This window comes from Streptomyces sp. NPDC005496 (assembly GCF_042872045.1).
Classification (GTDB): domain Bacteria; phylum Actinomycetota; class Actinomycetes; order Streptomycetales; family Streptomycetaceae; genus Streptomyces.
In genome coordinates this window covers 36,800-56,026 of record NZ_JBIAJQ010000012.1, presented here as the reverse complement: position 1 = coordinate 56,026, position 19,227 = coordinate 36,800, and the positions used below count along the sequence as shown (strand labels likewise).

The window sequence follows — 19,227 nt, the reverse complement described above, 5'->3', positions numbered from 1 at the left end:
GTCCTGCGACATGTCTCACGGCCAGAGGTGCTCCGCTACCAGACAGGTCTGTCTACTATGGCTCGGTCCCCTCGCCGATTCGAGAGTGATCGCATGAGATCCGCAGCTTCCACACCTCAGCCCGATTCGCCGGGCGCGCCCGCAGGCCGGCCCGGAGCGCATGCGGCTCCGCGACGCGGGCGCCTCGGCCCCGTCGCGTCCATCGCAGTCCTGGCCTCGATCCTGGTCTCCCTGCTGGCGGCGTCCAGCGCACCGACACCGCTCTACGCGATCTACCAGCAGCGCTGGGGCTTCTCCCCCGTCACGGTCACCGTCGTCTTCGGTGTCTACGCGGTGGCCGTACTCCTCTCCCTGCTGGTCTTCGGAAAGATCTCCGACCATGTCGGCCGTCGCCCCGTCCTGGTGACCGCGCTGCTCGGACAGGCGCTGGCGATGATCGTGTTCGTCAAGGCCGGCGGGGTGGACGCGCTGCTCGCCGCCCGCGTCCTCCAGGGCGTCAGCACCGGCGCGGCGGTCGGAGCGCTCGGCGCCGGGATGCTCGACATCGACGCGCGCCGAGGGGGCTTCCTGAACTCCCTCGCACCGACGATCGGCACGGCAGGCGGCGCCCTGGTCTCCGGGCTGGTCGTGCAGTATCTGCCCTCGCCCACCCGCCTGGTCTACCTGCTGCTGCTGGGCGTGTTCGTCCTCCAGGCGCTGGCGGTACTGGTGATGGGCGAGACGGTCTCCCGTAAGCGGGGTGCCCTGGCCAGCATGGCTCCCGAGTTCAAGCTCCCGCGCTCCGCACGCGCCGCCGTGGCCATCGCCGCGCCGGTCATGTTCGCGGTGTGGGCGCTGACCGGGCTGTACGCGGCTCTGGGACCGGCCATCGTCCGGACCCTGGTGCACTCCTCCTCCGTGGTGTGGGGCGGACTGCCGCTGTTCGTGCTCGCCTCCTCCGCCGGCCTGGCCGTCGTGGTGCTGCGTGGTACCGCCACCCGCAAGGTCATGTTCATCGGGATCGGCGCACTCGCCGTGGGGGTGCTGATCACCTTGGTGTCCGTGGCCTCCGGTGGTGGCGGCACCCTCTCGGTGACCGGCTTCTTCATCGGCGCGGCGGTCTCGGGCTTCGGTTTCGGCGGCGGCTTCCAGGGCGGCATCCGGCTGGTCGTGCCTCTGGTCGAGCCCCACGAGCGCGCCGGTGTGCTGTCGCTGTTGTACGTCATCTGCTACGTGGGCCTGGGCGTCCCGGCCGTGATCGGCGGGCTCCTGGTGGTGCACGGCGGCGGGCTGGTGGCGACCACCCGGGAGTACGGCGGGGCCGTCGTCCTGCTCGCCCTGGTGGCACTGACCGGGCTGCTGGTGAGCGGCCGCCGCGCCGAGCGGGTCGCCGTACTGCGACCGGCCGACCTCGCAGTCACGCCCGCACCATCGACCGAGATGGCGGAGCGGTGACCTCACTGGCGCTACGATAGACAGATCTGTCTGAGAGAGGTGTCGAAAATGGCGACCAGCAAGGCCGGGACCCGAACCCCGGCGCGGGAGCGACTGCTCCAGGCAGCCAACGAGCTCTTCTACGGCGAGGGCGTGCAGGTCGTCGGCATCGACCGTGTCATCGAGCACGCCGGCGTGGCCAAGGCGTCCCTCTACAACACCTTCGGCAGCAAGGAAGGCCTCGTCTGCGCCTACCTGGACTTCCGCAGGGACCGCAGCCGCGAGCGGATCACCCGGTCCCTGACCCGCTTCCGCACCCCGCGGGAGCAGCTGCTCGGCGTCTTCGACGCACAGGGCGAGGCGTTCACCGACCCTGCTTACAACGGCTGCGCGTTCGTACGGGCCACCGCCGAGGTGCCGGCCGACAGCATGGTGCGTCGTGCCGCCGAGGAGTACCGGGCCTGGGTGCGCGGCCTGTTCGCCGAACTGGCGACCGCCTCCGGCTTCGCGGAACCGGAAGAACTGGCCCGCCAGCTGCACCTCCTGTACGACGGCGCGGAACAGGCGGCGCGGATGGACCGCGATCCCTCCGCGGCCACGACCGCCCGCAAGGCAGCCGCCGCACTCCTCGATTCGGCGCCGCTCGCGAAGTCGGCGGACTGACGGTCGCCCCGGCTTCGACGCTCGTACGACCACGCCCCAATAGGCGGGTCGTTACAGCGGACAGGCCCGCGGTGCGCCCGGAGTCCGACGTGCCGGGAGTCCTACGTGTTCGGAGTCGGACACGGTCGGACTCGGGCGTGCCTGGAGTCGGACGTGTCGTCGACGTAGAGACCACGGAACCCAAGGACGTCCTGCACCCGTTCGGATGATTGCCGAGTCAACTCACCGGCAATCTCGTACTCGCCACAGGCCGAACGCAAATCGATCCTTGAATCATCGTAGGATTTGTCGCATGAGCACTCCCCTCCCGTTCAGGTTGGTGAAGCGGACGCCCGCCTACTGGCGCGTCACCTTTGATAATCCGCCGATCAACCTGGTCGACTACGGAGTCTTCGCAGCACTCGGAGACCTTGTCGACCAGATGGAAGCGGACGACGAACTGAAGGTGGTCGTATTCGACAGCGCGGATCCCGACTACTTCCTGGCGCATTTCGATCTGCTGCCACCCGAGAAGCCCTACACCGGACCCACCTGGCTGGACATTGCGGCCCGCATGACCCGTTCTCCCGTCATCAGCATCGCCTCCGTCCGCGGCCGGGCACGAGGAGTCGGCTCCGAATTCACCCTGGCCTGCGACATGCGATTCGCCAGCAAGGAGAAGGCCGTACTGGGGCAGCCGGAGGTGGCGGCGGGGATCACCCCCGGGGGCGGAGCGACCGAGAGGCTGCCGCTCCTGGTCGGACGAGGGCGCGCTCTGGAGATCATCGCGGGAGCGGACGACTTCGACGCGGAGACGGCCGAACGGTACGGCTGGATCAACAGGGCCCTCCCCGATGCCGAGCTGGACGCTCACGTGGAACGCGTCGCCGGCAGAATCGCCTCGTTCGACCGCAAGCCGCTGGCTGAGGTGAAGGCACTCGTCAACCGCTCGACGCTGCCCACAGAGGCAGACTTGACGGCAGGTCAGGACACGTTCCGCGCATCCTTGACCTGGGCGGAGGCCCACGAGCGCATCCGAAAGCTTCTGCGGCGAGGCATGCAGCAGCGAGGGGAACTCGAATACGACCTGGGAGAACGTATCGCCGAAAGCGAGTGAGTGTCGCAGCAGCCGCCGGGGCACTCATCGCTCGGCCGACACGTGACCGCGACACCTTCGAGAGGGTTCACCTGTTTCATCGGTGAGCCCTCTCGGCTTTGCCGGCGATGTGCCCTCCGAGCGACCCCTACCGAGCCCAACCAATTGGCGCGACAGGCCTGCACATACTTGACACGGCAACTATTGTGCGTTTCGATACTCCTACCGTTTGTTCGCGACCGAATCGGGCTCTGCTTGCCCGTCAACCAAGTACTGGAGTAGCCCGTGAGTTTTCTGCTGAACGAGGCCGCACCCGACGATCCGATGTGGAACAAGCGTGGCGCTCTCTATGTGCCGTCTGGAGAGGGGCCAACGGTGTGGGCCGCGGACGACATCTATACGGTCAAGGCGACGGGCGCTCAGACCAACGGAAACATAGGCTTTATCGAGGCCACGGTTCCGGCCGGTGGCGGTCCCGTGCCACACGCGCACACAGAGGAGGACGAGACTTTCTACGTTCTCGACGGTGAGCTGGAATTCGTGGACGGAGACCACACATTCACCGCTGTTGCGGGTGACTTCATCCACGTCCCCAAGGGCATCCGGCACGGCTTCAAGAACCGCCGCATCCACGCCGCGAGGTTGCTCTTCATCTACACGCCGGCGGGCCTGGAGCAGCTCATGCTCGATCACAGCACACCCGCCCGACCCGGCGAGACGCCGCCACCTGTCAACGACGACATGATCGCCCGCGCGGAACAGGTGATCCACCAGTCGAAGACCATCATGCTGCCGTGACTCTTCAGCAGCCTCACCCCCTCACGCCGCGGTCACTGTGAGCCACCGTCTTCCCGTGCCTCGACGTCACGCCGACGGGGCACCGGTCACCGCGCAAGCGTGGTCAATGGGCAGGACCAGACGGCCTCTTCGCCCCAGGGTGCTGCCGCTCTCCCTCAATGTGCCGTGTGCGCGCGACTGTTGATCAGTTGTCAGATGACGTAGCGTGATGCCCGAGCCGATGGGGGGAGACCATGCGAGCTCCCAAGGAAGCCATGAGAGGGGGCGGCACGCTGCATGACGAACGCCGACTGGATGGGGCAGGGATCGTGCCGGACGGCCGACCCGGATGAGCTGTTCGTCGAGGGCGCCGCACAGAATCGCGCCAAGGCAGTGTGCACCGGTTGCCCCGTGCGCACGGAGTGCCTGGCCCACGCCCTCGACGGGCGCATCGAGTACGGCGTCTGGGGTGGCATGACGGAGCGGGAGCGACGCTCGCTGCTACGGCGGCGGCCGGACGTACGCTCGTGGCGGGAGCTCTTGGAGACGGCTCGCTTCGACCACGCACGCGGCTCGGAGGACCCGGTCACCGAAACCAGGGCGAGCTGAAGAGACGGCGAGCTGCCCGCTCTCGCGCCGACGCTCTGTCTGACGTCACGTCGGACTCCTGGACCTCTCCCGTCGCCTGGGACGTCTTGGTCGCGGCGATCAAGTCGCTTGATCGTTCCGTGCGCGCAGGTGTTGCCGCGGTGGGTATCGATCCTGACTTCATCCCGGAGCCCTGACTAGACGGGGCTGTTGACGGCGGCGTGTAAGCGGTGACCCGAACCCCTGGTGTTCCACTGGCGACCACACCGTCGTCGCGTGGTCGAAGACCCACTGGGAGCTCCATTCACCACATCGTCGTCACTGCCGGCGCTCAATCTGTCGTCGCCGTTGCCAACCACTGCCTGCTAGCCGCAAGAGGCCGTAAGGCCAGTGGGAGCTGCCCGCCCCACCGCAGGGGACACCACTGCCGCATCGCCGTGAGCACTGACGGCGACCCCTGGGCGCAGCCCCGGTCATCCCTCACCGTCGTATGCAAGCCACGTCCCGCTCGGCCAGTGCACAAACGCGATGTGACGGGGGATCCGGCACAACTCCGGTACCGGATCCCCCTCTCCCCATCTCCTGCTCCGGGGCGACACGTCCCAGAGCGGGAGTCGACAGGGGTACTGGCGGAGTGCCACTCATGAGCGCATTCCTGCCTCGCCGCCCCACGACCACTACGGCGAGGACCCTGTCATAGAGAGAACGTCTCGTATGACCCACTGGGTTCACATCAGCGCCCAGAATTTTTTCGCCGCGAGACGCGGCGCCGTGGAGACGTTCTCGAGCAGCCCAGAGACGCCCCGCGTCAGGCCCGGACCCTGGTGGTGACGCCTGCATTCAGCCGCCTCGGTCACCTGCCGGCCATCGGCCGTCTTCACTGCGTCACCTACCCCACGAGGCGACTCGACGCGTTTCCCGCCATCCACGGCTCCGCATCTGTACCGTGCCTGCAGGCGAGGGCCTGAGACCTCGGACGGACGGTCACGCAACGGCGGGGGGCTGGGTGCGGAAACTCATCAGCAGGACATGGTGGCTCGAGCTAGCTGTATACCTGGCCTTCGGCGCAGCGGCCACAACCGTACTTTGCCTGGCCGCTTCGGTGCTCCTGATGGGACTCCCCCATGGTTGGCATGCGGCGACAACCTGGGTGCATATCGAGCATCGCTTCCTATGGCTGGCGAGCCGCCTTGTGCCCGCCTCGGTGGGGGCGTACCTCGTCGTACGTCTCCGTCGTGCACGGACGGAACGGCTCCGTCGTCGCGCGCCGGAGCACCGAACGCAACCCAAGTCGCTGCCCTCGACTCGGTACCGGGGCCGACACCTGTGAGCCGTCCCGGGCTCCGCTGACCGCCAACGCATGCCATACCTGACCCTCCCGCCGACAACTATTGGCGCCAAGGTCGCGCTGCTAGGCGGCATCGCACCCGGCGCGGGCGAAGGACCAGCCGAGTGTGCGAGGCGAGCGGCCGCTGTCCGTTCCGCCTTCCGACGGTGACCGTTCCGCCTTCCTCCGGTGACCGTTCCGCCTTTTGACGGCGCCTTACGGCCGGTCGCTGCCGGATTCTGGATTCTCAGGTACAGAAACTGTTAGGATCGTCCACATGGGCAGGCCACGATCGTTCGACGAGGCCGCCGTGCTCGACGCGGCGGCGGCGGAATTCCGGGTGCACGGCTTCGCCGACACCTCGACCGAGCAGCTGTGCGAGGCGGCGGGGGTGCGGCGGAGCAGCCTGTACAACGCCTTCATCTCCAAGGACGAACTCTTCGTGCGCGCCCTGGAGCGTTACGTCGCCATGTACCGCGAGGCCCGGACAAAGCTGCTCACCGACGACCAGCTCAGCGGGGGCGAGCGGCTTCGCCTCCTTATGGAGGGCGTTGCCGAGGAGGAGCGAGCCGCGCGACAACAGGGGCATGCGGCGGGCTGCATGGTCGCACACAGCCTGATGACTCCGGACCTGCGCGAGCGGGACGAGCGTGTGACCCGCATTCTCGACCGGGACCTGCGCGACCACGTGGCCCTCCTCGAAGAGGCGATCCGGGCCGGGCGCCTCGACGGCAGCATCCGAGCGGAAGTCGAGCCGGAGGAGGGCGCCTTGCTGGTGATGGCTCTCATCTCCGGTCTGCGCGTGACGGCTCAGGCCGGTGTCGAACCGAGACTCTTGCGGCAGGTCTCGCTCAACGGCCTTCGCTCGCTCTTGAGTTGACGACAGCATCTTCACGGCGGCGCATCCACCTGCCTACATTTTGGATTATCGAATACAGAACTGTGAGGACTGGGCCCGTCAGATCTCCGACACGCAGCTACGCAGACCCATTTGGCGAATGCACCGTCAACTCACCGCCCGTGCGACTGACTTACAGGGTCGGCGTCAGAACACGCTGACCAGTCCGAACTACACCAACGGCCAACTTGAGCCACGTCACTCGTAAGGACACCCATGACCATCACACTCATCACCGGGGCCAACAAGGGCATCGGATTCGAGACGGCCAGACAGCTTCTGGCGTTGGGCCACGTCGTCTACATCGGCGCTCGTGACGTCGAGCGCGGCGAGAAGGCCGCTGCGGCGCTCGGTGCCCGCTTCGTGCAGCTCGACGTGACCGACGACGTATCGGTGAACAGCGCCCTGGCCACGATCGACTCGGCCGAGGGCCGACTCGACGTCCTGGTGAACAACGCGGGCATCCTGGGGAACGGCACCCTCGACGGTCCCACGGCGCTCCAAGCCTTCGACACCAATGCCGTGGGGGTCGTGCGCGTCACGGAGGCGGCGCTTCCCTTGCTGCGCAGGTCCTCGAACCCCACGGTGGTCACGGTTTCCAGCAGCGCCGGGTCCTTCTGGGCGGTGACCAATCCGGAACGGCCGGAGTTCAAACTGCCGTTGGCGCTCTACTCCGCGTCCAAGTCGGCAGCGACCATGCTCACGGTGCAGTACGCCAAGTCCCAGCCGGGCATCAAGTTCAACGCAGTCGAGCCGGGCACCACCGCCACTGACCTGACCGCGGCATTCGGCGTAGGACGGTCACCGGAGGAGAGCGCCAGGGTCGTCGTACGCCTCGCGACTCTCGACGCGGACGGTCCGACCGGGATCTTCCAGGACGAGAACGGTGAAGTGCCCTGGTAATCGGCTGAGGGCGGTCGGGGGCAGCCCGGCCTGGGCGGGCCCCCGACCGTGGCGGCTGAGCCGACGCGCAGACCGACCGGACCCCCACGGGCGACTCGCCCAAGCAGGCGCGCCCGTCGGCCGCCGGCCAACCTGCATCGATCGCAAGAGGATCTCGACGACCGACGATGCCGGACTCCGCCGTCGGGCGCATCCATGCCCTGGCCGTCCGGTGACCCGGACCAGGTCATTCAGTAGCTGTCGTAGCTGGGCTCACCGTTCGGACGGTAGACGGCGACGATGGTGCCGCCCTTCGTCGTCGAGACGCTCACCGGCTCCAGCGCGGTGGGGATCGCGCCGTCGGCGAACAGCCTCTTTCCGGTGCCGATGATCACGGGGTGGATGGTCAGCCTGTACTCGTCGACGAGGCCGTGCCGCATCAGGGTCTGAGCGAGGTCGCCGCTGCCGACGACATTGATGTCGCCGCCGTCGGACGCCTTCAGCTTGCGTACGGCATCCGCTGTGTCTCCCTCCAGCAGTGTGGAGTTCTGCCAGTCGACGGACGTCAGGGTCCGGGAGGCCACGTACTTGTGCATGGTGTTCATCCGGCTGGTGAACGGGTTCTCGGGGTCCGCCGTCGGCCAGTACGCGGCGAAGATGTCGTAGGTCTTGCGGCCGAGCAGCATCGCGTCGGAGCCCTCGTACCAGCCTGCGATGGCTGCGCCGACCTCGTCGTCGGACACCGGCCTCTGCCAGCCGCCGTGCTCGAAGCCGCTCTCCGCGTCCTCGTCCGGGCCACCCGGCGCCTGCATGACGCCGTCCAGCGTCAGGAACGTGCAAACGTTGATCTTGCGCATGGTGCGCTCCCTTCGTCGACAGGTAGACCACGCAGCCGCCGGAAACTCATCGGAACAGCTCGCGCGGCTCAGCAGTCACAATGCCGTCGGATCGGCCCGGCTGCATGGATGCGGTCCCTTTCGGCCGCCCCGGCGAGTCTGGTGCGCAGGCACTGGCGTCGCCGGGGGGGGGCGCGTCGGCTCGGGGGACCTGCAATTCAGTGGGACATGTCTGGGACGGGTTCAGGCCAGAACCGCCCTGGCCCCCTGGTGGGCCTGTGCCCCGTTCCGGACCGACGGTACGGGCCTGGAGTGCAGGACGTTGACGTCGTCCTTCGAGGTTTACGAGAGGAGGCGGCAGCGGTGCCTTGGCCCCGCGATCGCTTCGATAAGGCCTCCCGGTAGCGTCACCGGGACACTCGCTTCGAAGGGGAGCAGCTACTCGTGGACCTCGGCATCATCGGGCAGGCAGCCGGACTGTTCGCCGTCACCAACATCGACGACATCCTGATCCTGGCGCTGTTCTTCGCCCGGGGAGCCGGCCACCCCGGCTCCGCCCGCCTGATCGCGCTGGGCCAATACCTGGGCTTCGCCGCGATTCTGGTCGTGGCGGCGGCCGCCGCCTTCGGAGCCACCTTCCTGCCCGAGTCCGCCATCCCCTACCTCGGCCTGCTGCCACTCGCCTTGGGCTGCAAGGCCGCTTGGCAGGCCTGGAGGGACTACCGCGACGGGGACGGTGACGGTGACGAGGGGGCGGAACAGACCCAGGACGGCGGGCCGAGCCCGCTGGAGGTCGCCGCGGTGACCTTCGCCAACGGCGGCGACAACATCGGCGTCTACGTGCCCGTCTTCGCCACAGCCGGCATCGGCGGGATGAGCGTGTACGCGGCGGTGTTCCTCGTGCTCGTGGGCGTGTGGTGCTTCGCGGGCAACTATTTCGCCACCCGGCCCGTCATCGCCAAGGCCCTCGCCCGCTGGGGCCATGTCCTCCTGCCGGTGACTCTGATCGCCATCGGCCTGCTCATCCTCGTCGAAGGCGGCGCCTTCGACCTGTAGCACCGCGCGGCGCGTCATCGGCGCAGTTCGCATTCCTCACGGCACCAAGCACCTCCCGAACCGGTGAACAAGTAGTGCCGCTCCTCGCCTGCAGAGGCAGCACCGCGACACTCAAGTGCCGCCCACTGAAGCACCGTTGGGGTACGGACGGTGGCGCCGCCCGTGCCGGCAGTCCCGAAATGAGGGACTACTGACCTCCCCCGCGAGTCGCCGCTCGGTGGTCGGTCTGTGCACACGCGCGGGCGCGGAGCATCCAGCAGGCCGCCGTGAACCGTACGTCCGCGCCGTGGACGTAGGGATCGAAGGCCGGGCGGACCTTTGCGACGACCTGTGCGCGTGTCTGCTCGTCCGCCTCCCGCAGTCTCAGGCCGACCGGGCCCAAGCGGGTGAAGTAGCCGACCAGCTCGGCTTCGGGCAGGACGCAGGTCACGTCGATCGGTCGGATGTCGACGTCGGACCAGCCGCTCTCCCGCAGGATGCCGCCGACCCGGTCCGCGTCGGCGAAACCGAACTGGCCCGGCTCGTCCGCTCGGCGGACCGGGAGATCCGGCAGCAGCGGTGCCGCGGCGCGCTCGGCCGTCGTCATGAAGGGATTGTCCTCAGGACCGCGCCACGCAATGGCCCGCAGGAGGGCGTGGTCCGCGGCGGCCCGCCGCAGGTTCGCGAAGGCGCGGACCGGATCCGGGAAGAACATGACGCCGAAGCGGGACACCACGGCGTCGAACGCTCCCGGGTCGAACGCGTGCTCCTGCGCGTCTCCGATGATGAAGGACACCGGCACCTGCTCCCGCTCGGCTCGCTCCCGGGCGGCGGTGACCACCGGCTCGGAGATGTCGAGACCGACGCAACGGCTCGACGTGCCGAGGCGCCGCGCGATGGCGAGGGTGGTGGCACCAGTTCCACAGCCGACATCCAGCACCCGACTCCCAGGAGCCGCGGTGACCTCCTCGACCAGTAGCTCTTCGAGAGGCCTGAAGAGGTTCTCCAGCACGTCCTGTGCGGCCACCCAGGCGTTACCGGCCGCTCCGTTCCAACGGGTCGCCTGGTCGCCTTCGTCGCTCTGTCCGCTGCTCACGGTCGCCTCCTCAGCTGTCTCTCATCGCTCCGGAGTGACACTGTGCCACCCCTGTGCGACGTGAGGTGAAGGTCATGATGGACCTGGGCGCTGCCGGTGTGCCGCGGCGCGCCGAGACCGCCGCACGGTCGTGGCGCGGCCTTCCCGCCCGGGCCGCCTGCTGGGCCTCCTCTCCTCTCGACCTGTCCGCCGCCGCTCCACTCCCCCACGCTCGTCAGATACCCGCGCCGGCCGGTCGGCGTTGCGCCCGGTGACGCGGCGGCTGAGGCAACGCGCCGATGCCGACCGACGCCGCTCGCTGTCAGTCGGCACGGACTAATCTACAGTCCATCTGTACAGTTAGGTTGTAGATAATATTTCCCGAGGAGGATCACCATGAAGCTCACCAAGCACGCCCATGCCTGCGTGACCCTTGAGAAGGACAACGCGCGCCTGGTCATCGACCCGGGCACCTTCACCCCGGACGCGGGAGCGGCCGTCGCCGGCGCCGACGCCGTCCTGATCACTCACGAGCACTTCGACCACTTCGACGAGCAGCTCGTCGCCGCTGCTCTGGAGTCCCGACCCGAGCTGCATGTCTACGGCACAGCCGCCGTCGCGGCCGCCCTCGGCAGCTACGGGGACCGCGTCCACAGCGTCACCGCGGGCGACACCTTCACCGTGGGCGCCCTCGACGTCTCGGTCCACGGACACCGGCACGCGCTGATCCACGCCGACATCCCCTGCCCCGACAACGTCGGTTACCTCCTGGACGGCGGAGCCGTGTACCACCCCGGGGACGCCTACTTCGCACCCGACGCCGCCGTGCGCACGCTCCTGCTGCCGACCAGCGGCCCCTGGACCAAACTCGGCGAAGCCGCCGACTACGTCCGCAGGGTCGAGCCCGAGCGGATCATCCAGATCCACGAACTCATGCTCAGTGACCTCGGACAGCAGTCCACTGCCAACATCCTGGGTGAGAACGGGCTTACCGGCACCCCGATCACCCGTCTGGCCCCCGGCACCAGCATCCAGCTGTGATGCCGTCCCTCACGAGCTCCGCAGGCGGTCGGTCAGTCGAGCCAACAGGCGTACGCAGTCACTCAGTTGGCGCCGCTCCTCCACGTCCAGCGCTTCGCTGATCGCGGTTCCGAGCCGGCCTGACCGCTGCTCTCGTTCGGCCTGCAACCGGGCGCGTCCGGCGTCCGTGATGTGGACCAGGAGCTTGCGCCCGTCGGTGGGGTGGGGCTCGGTGCGGACGAAACCGTCGGCCAGGAGTTCTTTGACGGTCTTGGCAGCCGACTGGTGCGTCACCCGACGGCGCTGCGCCAACTCGGCCGTCGTCTGCGGACCGCCGCGGTCGAGGTGTCCCAGAGCAGCGGCTTCTCCGGACGGCATGGTGTCCACCGTGCGTACGGCCCGGACCAGCTCGCCGATCGTGTGGCGCAGCTCTTCCGCCAGCGCTTCGTCGTCCATGGTCGCACCCTACCCGCGGAGTTGAACCCGACTGTACAGTTCGGCTGCGGATTGCGCGCGTGGGCTACGCACCGGGCGGCGCAGGCGTGACCGCGGCACAGGCGTGACCCGTGGACGAACGCGCCGCCTCTCCCGTACAACCACCCGTCCATCCAGTTGTTGCGGGGCTCTATACGTGCACCCAGCTGCGGTACGCGTCCATGTCGACGTTGCTGCCGCAGATGACGGTGGCGATGTGCCGGCCTGCGAAACGGTCCCGGTCCTCCAGGACGGCGGCGACGCCGAGGGCCGCGGAGGGTTCGACGACCAGGCCGGCACACTCCAGGAGCATGCGCATGCCTGTGACGATGGACGCCTCGCGGACGAGGACGGCGTCGTCGGCCACCGCGATGAGGTCGTCCAGGACGGCGGGGATGGGATACCGGCCGGCGACGCCGTCGGCGATCGTGTCGGTCGGCCCCGTGGTGACGACTCGGCGCTGGTGCCATGAGCGGGTCATGGCGGGTGCGCCGGAGGGCTGCACGCAGATGACCTCCACGTCCGGAGACAGGCTCTTGAGAGCGAAGCCCACTCCGGTCGCCATGGCGTCTCCGCCGAGGGCGATCAGTACGGCGCCCAACGGGGCCGCCGAGCATGCCAGTTCCAGACCGATCGTCGCCGCGCCCTCGCAGGTCTCGATGTCGAGACTGTCCTCGACCAGTCGGATGCCTCGCAGTCGCGCGAGGTGCGCGGCCCGTTCACGGGCGCTCTCGAAGTCACCGTCCACTACCTCCAGTTCGGCTCCCGAGGCGCGGATACGGTCGAGCTTGATTGCGGGTGCCATGTGTGAAGCCACCACCGTCACCCGCACGCCCCGAAGGCGGCCGGACCAGCCCAGTGCCTGCCCGAGATTGCCGGCACTCGCACACACCGCCTCGGTTTCGCCCCGGTCAGCCAGCAGTCGCGCGACGAGTTCCGTGCCACGCGCCTTGAAGCTGCGCACCGGGTTCGCCGTCTCCAGCTTGATGCTCACTGTGCAGCCGAGCTCGCGGCCCAACGCGTCGCACTGATACAGCGGTGTGTCCAGAAAGACCGGGTCGATGATCCCGCGGGCCGCGCGGATCCGGTCCAGGTCGAGTCGCGTCGAAGGCATGCGCAAGAACGTAGCGCGCGACGCGGGGCGACGGGGACGACGTCGATGAGACGGGCAGGAGCCCCCCACGGCGCCCCGCTCGCCCCGAGATCTGCCGCTTGCTGCCGTGCCCGCTCCCTGTGGAACCCCCTCTCACCTGGCGTGCTGCTGCACGTAAACTCCGGCCCGCTCCCCCACCCGCCCGCTGACGACCGAGACTCAGGGACGACTCATGCCCACGATGCGCCGCGTCGCCGCTCTCTGCGCAGCTCTCCTGGTGCTCGCGGGATGCGGCGACTCACGAGGACGGCACGAGGATCACTCGTCCCGTACCAGTCGTCCTGACGGCAACACCGCTGCCCCAGGCTGGAGTTACGACTACACCGGTCAGAGCACCAACGCCTCCTTCACCGACATAACGGCCGCCTCCGCCGACGACGCCTGGGCCGTGGGCAAGAGCCCCGTCACCGGCTGGGTGGACGACCAGCAGACACTCCTCTTCCACTACTCCGGGAAGGTCTGGCGCCCCTACGACCTTTCGTCCGAACTGCGCCGCCGCCTCGATGAGCTCCCGACCGTCCGGCTCGACTCCTCCGGCCCCGGGGACGTGTGGCTCTTCGCGGGCGTCCTCACCAATCCGGACAGGAGTCGTCCGCCACTGGCCGCGCACTGGGACGGCACGGTATGGCGGACCGTCCGCCTTCCCCGGGACTTCCCCCAGATCGTGAGGGGCGCCGCCGTCTTCGGTCCCGAGGACTCCTGGATCGTCGACGGTTCGCGCACCGCCTGGCACTGGGACGGACGCCAGTGGCGCGCTTCCCGGCTCCCCGTCCGGGCACAGGCGCTGGCGGGTGTGTCCGGGCGCGACCTTTGGGCGGTGGGATCCGAACTCACACCTGAGGCCAACCCGGGCCTTGCCGGGGCACATTGGGACGGCAGTCAGTGGACGGAGACGACGATGCCCGACCTGGCGCCGGGCCCGAAGGGCGACCAGCACTACGGCGAACTCACCCGAGCCATCGCTGTGTCGGCGGAGGATGTGCGCGCCTTCGGCACCGTCTCGAGCGAAGGCGGGGACACCGACGCCTACTTCGCCCGGCTCGCCGTACGTTGGGACGGCTCTCGGTGGAAAGAGGAGGACCGACCGCCGTGCTGCGTGACCGGCGGAATCGCCGGCGGTCTTCTTCTCACGCCCAAGCGCTACCTGACCGCATCCGGCGAGGCGAGACGGATCGCCCAACCCCACTGCTCGACCTCCCGGTCAGGCGGGCGTGGATGCGGGCAGCACCTCGAACTAGAAGACTACGCAACGGTTCCGGGCACCCGGCAGGTCTGGGGCGTCGGGTCGCTCAGAGGCGGCACACCCACTCCACGCCCGGTCATCGTCCGCCTGTCCACGGCTCGTTGACCAGAAACACCAGCTCTCGGTTCGTCGCACGGCCCCCTCTGGCGCCAGCCCGCCAGACATAGCCCAACCCGCGCGCCCATCAGGGTCTTTGGTACGCCACACCCGGCCCCCGCCCTCCGGCTGCCGTACTCGATCTCGGCCGCCGTGGTCCGGGGTCACGTGCTGCGCGCCAGCACCGCCTCCAGAGCCCGGGACAGCGCCCACGCGCTCGGGTCCGCGCCGCCGGTACCTGTCATGACGACGGTCGGTGCCTTCCCTGTTCGCCGAGCGGTGCGACGGGCGATGTCGTGAGCGGGCCCGGCGGCGGAGCCTGATCCGCACAGGAGCAATCGACGTCCCTCGCCGACCAGTTCGGGCAGAGGGCCGTGTGGCACCCGCAGGCCCGTCATCGCTAGGGAGAGGATGCGCTGCGGCCCCTCGTGCTCGCGCAGAAGGGTGTCGTACACGCCCGGAGTGACTCCGGGTGCGGTGACCAGGCACACGACGTCCGCGCCCGGCTCCCCGGCCCGCAGTACCGCGAGCCGGAAGCCTGTGCCGCCGAGCGGGGGTGGTGCCATGCCGGGCACCGGGGAACCCGCCAGCAGGTGCAGGGCGTCGCCCACCGTCGGATGCTCGTCCCGGTGCTTGGGCAGGCCGTCCAGCAGGTGCAGACACTGGTCGAGGACGGTGCGGACGTCGGTGGCCGTGAATCTCGTCCGGTCGTACAGGGCGGTCAGTACGAGGGTGCCCTCGCTGTCGTGGTGCGCGGCCAGGGTCAATGGGGTCGCCGTGTCGCCACCGGTACTGTGCGGCGGGCCCGCCCCGATGCCCTGCGCCGCCAGTTCGGCCCGCAGATCCTGAGGGAGGTCGGGCTTGCTGTCGAAACGCACCGTGGTCTCGACGAGGCCGGCGTCCGGTCCGCGTCCGCTCCACCGGCGGATGTTCTCCTCGCAGACCCAGGCATACGGGGGCAGGTCGAGCGCGGCGTCCCGGACCCGCAGCAGCAGGTCGGCCAGCGGCGCGGAGGGCTCCACGGTGACGGTGACGGGCAGCGTTTCACCCAGCAGTCCAGGGGTGTCGGCCGCACCCCGCAGCGACATGTCCCGCCCGGAGACGTGCACGCCGAACGCCACCGGCAACGGGCCGCGGGCACCGGCCGCCCGGTACAGCAGCAGCGCCCACACCACGTGCAGCACACTGCTCTCCCCCGCGCCCCGGTCCGCGGCCCACGCGCACAGCCGGGCGGTCTGGGACGCGCTGAGCCTGCACTCGATACGGCCTCGTCCGCCGCCCCCGGGCAGGGGTGGCCCACTCTGACGGCCCACCCTGACGGCGGCAGCGGCCGGCGGTGCGGCCGACGCCCAGAACGCGCTCGCTCCGGCCGGGTCCTGCCGGGCCCGCCACCGGGCGTGGTCACGGAGATCGGGACGACGCTGCCCGCCGGGCAGGATGCCGCCGGCGAGATAGGAACGGTAGAACTGCCGTACCAGCAGCCGCACTCCGCGCTCGTCCAGTAGGGCGGCGTGCCAGCTGAGGACCACACGGGCGGGCCCCCCTGCGGCGCCGTCCCCATGCGGCCCGTCCAGCAGCAGGACGCGCAGCAGGCCGGGCCGGTACAGCTCGAAGCCGCGGGCGCGTTCCCGCTGGAGCAGTTCGCCCAGCGCGACGCCGGCGTGCGCGTGGTGGACGACCTCCACCGCCACACGATCGTGGAGTACCAGGCGAGCGGCGCCCGCAAGGTCGAAGCCGGCCCGCAGGACCGTCTCCCGCTCGGCGACGGACTGCCATGCGGTGATGAATTGGCTGGAATCCAGGGGCCCCGTCCAGTCCCACCACAGCTGCTCCACGTACCGGCCCGAGCCGTTCGAGTCCTCGACCGCCGCCGTGAGCAGGCTCCGCTGATCCCCGCTCACGGGGATCGTCTCCGCCTCTGACGGTGCCAGCAGATCGGCCAGCAGGTCGTCGGTGAGCGTCGCGCGGGATCCGGTCCGGGCGTGCAGGGTGAGCCGCTGGGCGGACCGGCCGGTCCGTCCGGTGTCCGCACCGTCGGCCAGGGCGACGTCGTAGCCCCGGTGGCGTGCCGCGACGCGGGCCGCGACGGCCTCCGCGCCGGTCCGGGTGAGCGAGCACAGGTCGAAGACGAGCGGTGATCCGGTCGAGGACGGTTCGTGCACCACCGCGGGAACGGTGCCCAGGTGCTCGTGACGGCTGTTCACCCGTCCCTCCCCATGCCGCACGCCTGCGTCCGAACAACCGTGCCGGGCCCCTCGACCCCATTGACGAATCGTTTCGGCACCGTGCGTCGCCGCGAAGCTCCGGCAAGCCGCCTCCCGGCCCCGGCGCTCACTGCCGTCGGGGGCTCCGACGCCCCGAGAAGTCGATGATCTTCACGTCCGACGGCGATGAGAGCTCTCGGCCCTTCGCTGATGCGGATCCGGCCGCCGAAGCGGGTGCGGGTGCGGACGCCGGAACGGGTGCGGATACGGGTGCGGGTGGGGGTGCGGACGCCGGAACGGATGCGGATACGGGTGCGGGTGGGGGTGCCTGCGACCGGGACTGCTGTGCCGTGCTCCGGCAGTGCGCCTCGCTCACCCAGAAGCGGCCCCCTACCAGATGCGTGGTGAAGGCCCACTCCCCGACCGCGTCCCCGACAAGACGAGCGCCGCCCGTCGCGTCCCACTCGAAACCGACCGCCGAGAACCGGCGCCGCATGCCGTGCCCCAGCGCCTTGGTGTACGCCTCCTTCAGCGTCCACAGCCGCAAGAACCGCTCCGTACGCTCCGGTTCGGGCAGAGCCGCGAGCACGTCACCCTCCTCGGCGGTGCACACGTGCTCGCGCAGCGCCTCGAACGAGATACGCCGGTCTACGGGTTCGGCGTCCACGCCGATGGGCCCGCTGCGGCTGACTCCGACCACGATCAACTCACCGGTGTGAGTGAGGCTGACCTCCAGGTCCGCGCCGAGCCCGCGCAGCACGGGCCGCCCGCCCGGCAGGTAGGCCAGGTCGAGCCGGTCCGTGGGTACCTGCAGTGCGGCGGCGGCGGTGTACTTCACCACGGCCCGTGAGACGGCGAGGCTCATCCGGCCCGCCGCTGCCGGGTGTTGGCGGTAACGGGGCCAGTCGCGGCCCAGCAGGGTGCGCAGCCCGGGGTCCAGCAGGACAGGGGTCAGCCACTGGCCCCAGGTGGCGTGCACCACCGCCCGGCCCGTCTCTTCGACCCGCTCCTGGACCTCCTCCCACGGCCCGTCCGGCCCGGGGGCATGGCACGGCGGCGGCGACGCCGGTGCGGCGACGACGGGTCCGAGGTCCCGGGGCACGCTCACCACGCAGTCCTCGTCGCATACAGGTCGCAGTCCACACGGTCGGCCGCACGCCGAACCAGTTCGTCCCATACGGGCGAGGTCTCGGGCGTCCGGTCGGACACGGGCAGGGCGAGCCGTTTGCTGATCCGTCCCAGTGCCAGAAGCGCCCAGTCGCTCCCGCCGAGGAAGCTGGGAGGCGTCACGGCCGCCGCGTCCCACACGCCCAACACCGCGACGGCAAGCGCCAGTAGGGCCTGACGGTCGGCCAGCGCCCGTGCCGCCGGGTCGGCGGCATCGTGAACGGCATCGGCCACACAGGCGAGTTGCAGCTCCCGCTGCTCGACGAGCAGCCCGCGGACGAGGCGGGAAAGCGCGGCGGTGCCGGGACGGCTGTCGTCGGCGAGTCGCTCACCGGCGGCCGTCAGCGCCGCTGCCCATGCCTGGGGGCTGTCGCTGCCTGGCTCGGTGGTGATGCCCTCGGTGATCCTGAACAGCTCGGCGGGGTAGGGGGCGTGGGGCGGCCGCGGGTTGTTCGCCGCGTTCAGTGCGCACACGACACGGGCCTGGGCGTTTCGTTCGGTACTCCAGTCGGCTCCGGCGAACGCCTTGTCCCGCTGGATTCGGGCCAGCGTGCGCCGTTCGAGGGTGTCCGCGCCGAACCCGCACTCGTTCAGCACCAGTTCGAGATCGCCGAGCATCTCGTCGAGCAACCGCGGCACGAGGTACCCCACGACATCGGTGAGCCACTGCCCGCCCTGGGCCGAGTCCGGCCCGTCCGTATCCGGAGTCCGTTGCGTGCGGGAGCGCAGAGCTACGGCGGTCAGGCTCTCGCAGGCGAGGAGGTCGGCGAGGGCCGAGGCCAGGACCGGCCGCCACTGGCCGGCACCGGGCTCGTACGCGCACAGGCCGTCCACGATGCGAGTGGCCCCGCGCAGGACTCCGGCTGTTGAGGCGAGCAGCGCCGCCGGCCCGAGCAGCGCCACCGTCGGTGGCGGGACGACGGTGTTCAGGAGCGGACCCCTGGTCCAGGCGTGCGCGAGGGCCAGATCCCGGCGAAGGAGCGGGCGCAGGGCGCGGGAGATCTGCCACGGTGCGGCCCTCACCTGTGTGGCGTCGGGCAGTCCGGCGGGCGGGGCGGGCAGAGCGCCAGGTTCCGCGGCCCACAGGGCGGCACGCCCGTAGGGGTGGGTGCGGTCCCGGGGATCGCCCAGCAGGGCCTCCAGGCGCGCCGCGTACCGCGCCACACCGGACGCGTCGTCCGCCGGGCGGGTCGCGGTCGACGACGCGGGGTGCCGGTTGGTGCCCGGAAGTTGCCGGGTCAGGTTCATCGCGGACCTCCTCGTCGTCGTGGTTGCGCTCGTTGTGCCGGTCTGTTCCGCAG

18 protein-coding genes are annotated in these 19,227 nt (G+C 69.8%); 10 read left to right on the top strand and 8 right to left on the bottom strand.

The annotated features are described in order from the left end of the window. The first annotated feature begins 93 nt into the window (after positions 1-93). The 5 genes from ACFYQQ_RS31465 to ACFYQQ_RS31445 all read left to right on the top strand — a co-directional run bounded on the left by ACFYQQ_RS31465 (position 94) and on the right by ACFYQQ_RS31445 (position 4,537). Positions 94-1,434, top strand: a complete 1,341-nt coding sequence (locus ACFYQQ_RS31465) for an MFS transporter (RefSeq protein ID WP_388906046.1) — start codon at positions 94-96, stop codon at positions 1,432-1,434. 48 nt (positions 1,435-1,482) lie between these two features. Beyond that, positions 1,483-2,076: a TetR/AcrR family transcriptional regulator gene (locus tag ACFYQQ_RS31460; RefSeq protein ID WP_355783779.1), complete on the top strand. Its 594-nt coding sequence runs from the start codon at positions 1,483-1,485 to the stop codon at positions 2,074-2,076. A 292-nt stretch (positions 2,077-2,368) separates the two neighbouring features. Beyond that, on the top strand, positions 2,369-3,172 hold the full coding sequence (locus ACFYQQ_RS31455; protein ID WP_355783782.1) for an enoyl-CoA hydratase/isomerase family protein: 804 nt from the start codon (positions 2,369-2,371) through the stop codon (positions 3,170-3,172). 264 nt (positions 3,173-3,436) lie between these two features. Beyond that, positions 3,437-3,949: a quercetin 2,3-dioxygenase gene (locus tag ACFYQQ_RS31450; protein ID WP_355783785.1), complete on the top strand. Its 513-nt coding sequence runs from the start codon at positions 3,437-3,439 to the stop codon at positions 3,947-3,949. 276 nt (positions 3,950-4,225) lie between these two features. Then, on the top strand, positions 4,226-4,537 hold the full coding sequence (locus tag ACFYQQ_RS31445; RefSeq protein ID WP_355783788.1) for a WhiB family transcriptional regulator: 312 nt from the start codon (positions 4,226-4,228) through the stop codon (positions 4,535-4,537). A gap of 707 nt (positions 4,538-5,244) precedes the next feature. On the opposite strand, the gene ACFYQQ_RS31440 is transcribed toward ACFYQQ_RS31445, so the two are convergent. Next, the gene (locus tag ACFYQQ_RS31440) at positions 5,245-5,397 is read right to left on the bottom strand and encodes a hypothetical protein (RefSeq protein WP_355783791.1); all 153 of its coding nucleotides are present in this window, start codon (positions 5,395-5,397) and stop codon (positions 5,245-5,247) included. A 723-nt stretch (positions 5,398-6,120) separates the two neighbouring features. Here ACFYQQ_RS31440 and ACFYQQ_RS31435 point away from each other — a divergent pair. Next, a complete protein-coding gene (locus ACFYQQ_RS31435) occupies positions 6,121-6,723 on the top strand; it encodes a TetR/AcrR family transcriptional regulator (protein WP_356240555.1) in 603 nt (200 codons plus the stop codon). Between the two features lie 234 nt (positions 6,724-6,957). Continuing rightward, the gene (locus ACFYQQ_RS31430; protein WP_355783797.1) at positions 6,958-7,644 is read left to right on the top strand and encodes an SDR family NAD(P)-dependent oxidoreductase; all 687 of its coding nucleotides are present in this window, start codon (positions 6,958-6,960) and stop codon (positions 7,642-7,644) included. A gap of 230 nt (positions 7,645-7,874) precedes the next feature. Here ACFYQQ_RS31430 and ACFYQQ_RS31425 read toward each other — a convergent pair whose 3' ends face one another. Then, the gene (locus ACFYQQ_RS31425) at positions 7,875-8,480 is read right to left on the bottom strand and encodes a dihydrofolate reductase family protein (protein ID WP_355783800.1); all 606 of its coding nucleotides are present in this window, start codon (positions 8,478-8,480) and stop codon (positions 7,875-7,877) included. Positions 8,481-8,903: 423 nt separating this feature from the next. On the opposite strand from ACFYQQ_RS31425, the gene ACFYQQ_RS31420 reads away from it, so the two are divergent. After that, a complete protein-coding gene (locus ACFYQQ_RS31420; RefSeq protein ID WP_355783802.1) occupies positions 8,904-9,515 on the top strand; it encodes a cadmium resistance transporter in 612 nt (203 codons plus the stop codon). Between the two features lie 187 nt (positions 9,516-9,702). Here ACFYQQ_RS31420 and ACFYQQ_RS31415 read toward each other — a convergent pair whose 3' ends face one another. Further along, positions 9,703-10,590, bottom strand: coding sequence for a class I SAM-dependent methyltransferase (locus ACFYQQ_RS31415; RefSeq protein ID WP_355783805.1), 888 nt, complete (start codon positions 10,588-10,590; stop codon positions 9,703-9,705). Positions 10,591-10,965: 375 nt separating this feature from the next. Here ACFYQQ_RS31415 and ACFYQQ_RS31410 point away from each other — a divergent pair, with 375 nt between their 5' ends. Continuing rightward, positions 10,966-11,610, top strand: coding sequence for an MBL fold metallo-hydrolase (locus ACFYQQ_RS31410; protein ID WP_355788251.1), 645 nt, complete (start codon positions 10,966-10,968; stop codon positions 11,608-11,610). Positions 11,611-11,619: 9 nt separating this feature from the next. Here the strand turns inward: ACFYQQ_RS31410 and ACFYQQ_RS31405 are convergent, their stop codons facing one another. Next, entirely contained in the window at positions 11,620-12,045 is a 426-nt protein-coding gene (locus ACFYQQ_RS31405) for a MarR family transcriptional regulator (protein WP_355788254.1), read from the bottom strand. Between the two features lie 169 nt (positions 12,046-12,214). Next, a complete protein-coding gene (locus tag ACFYQQ_RS31400) occupies positions 12,215-13,177 on the bottom strand; it encodes a pyridoxal-phosphate dependent enzyme (RefSeq protein ID WP_355788257.1) in 963 nt (320 codons plus the stop codon). 211 nt (positions 13,178-13,388) lie between these two features. Between ACFYQQ_RS31400 and ACFYQQ_RS31395 the strand changes: the two genes are divergently transcribed. Next, positions 13,389-14,564: a hypothetical protein gene (locus ACFYQQ_RS31395; protein WP_355788259.1), complete on the top strand. Its 1,176-nt coding sequence runs from the start codon at positions 13,389-13,391 to the stop codon at positions 14,562-14,564. Positions 14,565-14,719: 155 nt separating this feature from the next. Here ACFYQQ_RS31395 and ACFYQQ_RS31390 read toward each other — a convergent pair whose 3' ends face one another. The 3 genes from ACFYQQ_RS31390 to ACFYQQ_RS31380 form a co-directional block, all read right to left on the bottom strand. Beyond that, positions 14,720-16,759, bottom strand: coding sequence for a condensation domain-containing protein (locus ACFYQQ_RS31390; protein ID WP_356240570.1), 2,040 nt, complete (start codon positions 16,757-16,759; stop codon positions 14,720-14,722). A gap of 127 nt (positions 16,760-16,886) precedes the next feature. Then, complete coding sequence (locus ACFYQQ_RS31385; RefSeq protein WP_355794372.1) at positions 16,887-17,867, bottom strand: 4'-phosphopantetheinyl transferase superfamily protein; 981 nt, start codon at positions 17,865-17,867, stop codon at positions 16,887-16,889. After that, positions 17,864-19,174, bottom strand: a complete 1,311-nt coding sequence (locus tag ACFYQQ_RS31380) for a hypothetical protein (protein WP_356240573.1) — start codon at positions 19,172-19,174, stop codon at positions 17,864-17,866. The genes ACFYQQ_RS31385 and ACFYQQ_RS31380 overlap by 4 nt, the downstream gene beginning before the upstream one ends. Between the last annotated feature and the right edge of the window lie 53 nt (positions 19,175-19,227).

Coding starts and splice junctions, on each gene's coding strand:
- ACFYQQ_RS31405 (WP_355788254.1), bottom strand. CDS start 12,045: ATGGACGACGAAGCGCTGGCGGAAGAGCTGCGCCACACGATCGGCGAG.
- ACFYQQ_RS31460 (WP_355783779.1), top strand. CDS start 1,483: ATGGCGACCAGCAAGGCCGGGACCCGAACCCCGGCGCGGGAGCGACTG.
- ACFYQQ_RS31445 (WP_355783788.1), top strand. CDS start 4,226: ATGACGAACGCCGACTGGATGGGGCAGGGATCGTGCCGGACGGCCGAC.
- ACFYQQ_RS31430 (WP_355783797.1), top strand. CDS start 6,958: ATGACCATCACACTCATCACCGGGGCCAACAAGGGCATCGGATTCGAG.
- ACFYQQ_RS31465 (WP_388906046.1), top strand. CDS start 94: ATGAGATCCGCAGCTTCCACACCTCAGCCCGATTCGCCGGGCGCGCCC.
- ACFYQQ_RS31410 (WP_355788251.1), top strand. CDS start 10,966: ATGAAGCTCACCAAGCACGCCCATGCCTGCGTGACCCTTGAGAAGGAC.
- ACFYQQ_RS31435 (WP_356240555.1), top strand. CDS start 6,121: ATGGGCAGGCCACGATCGTTCGACGAGGCCGCCGTGCTCGACGCGGCG.
- ACFYQQ_RS31400 (WP_355788257.1), bottom strand. CDS start 13,177: ATGCCTTCGACGCGACTCGACCTGGACCGGATCCGCGCGGCCCGCGGG.
- ACFYQQ_RS31395 (WP_355788259.1), top strand. CDS start 13,389: ATGCCCACGATGCGCCGCGTCGCCGCTCTCTGCGCAGCTCTCCTGGTG.
- ACFYQQ_RS31425 (WP_355783800.1), bottom strand. CDS start 8,480: ATGCGCAAGATCAACGTTTGCACGTTCCTGACGCTGGACGGCGTCATG.
- ACFYQQ_RS31380 (WP_356240573.1), bottom strand. CDS start 19,174: ATGAACCTGACCCGGCAACTTCCGGGCACCAACCGGCACCCCGCGTCG.
- ACFYQQ_RS31455 (WP_355783782.1), top strand. CDS start 2,369: ATGAGCACTCCCCTCCCGTTCAGGTTGGTGAAGCGGACGCCCGCCTAC.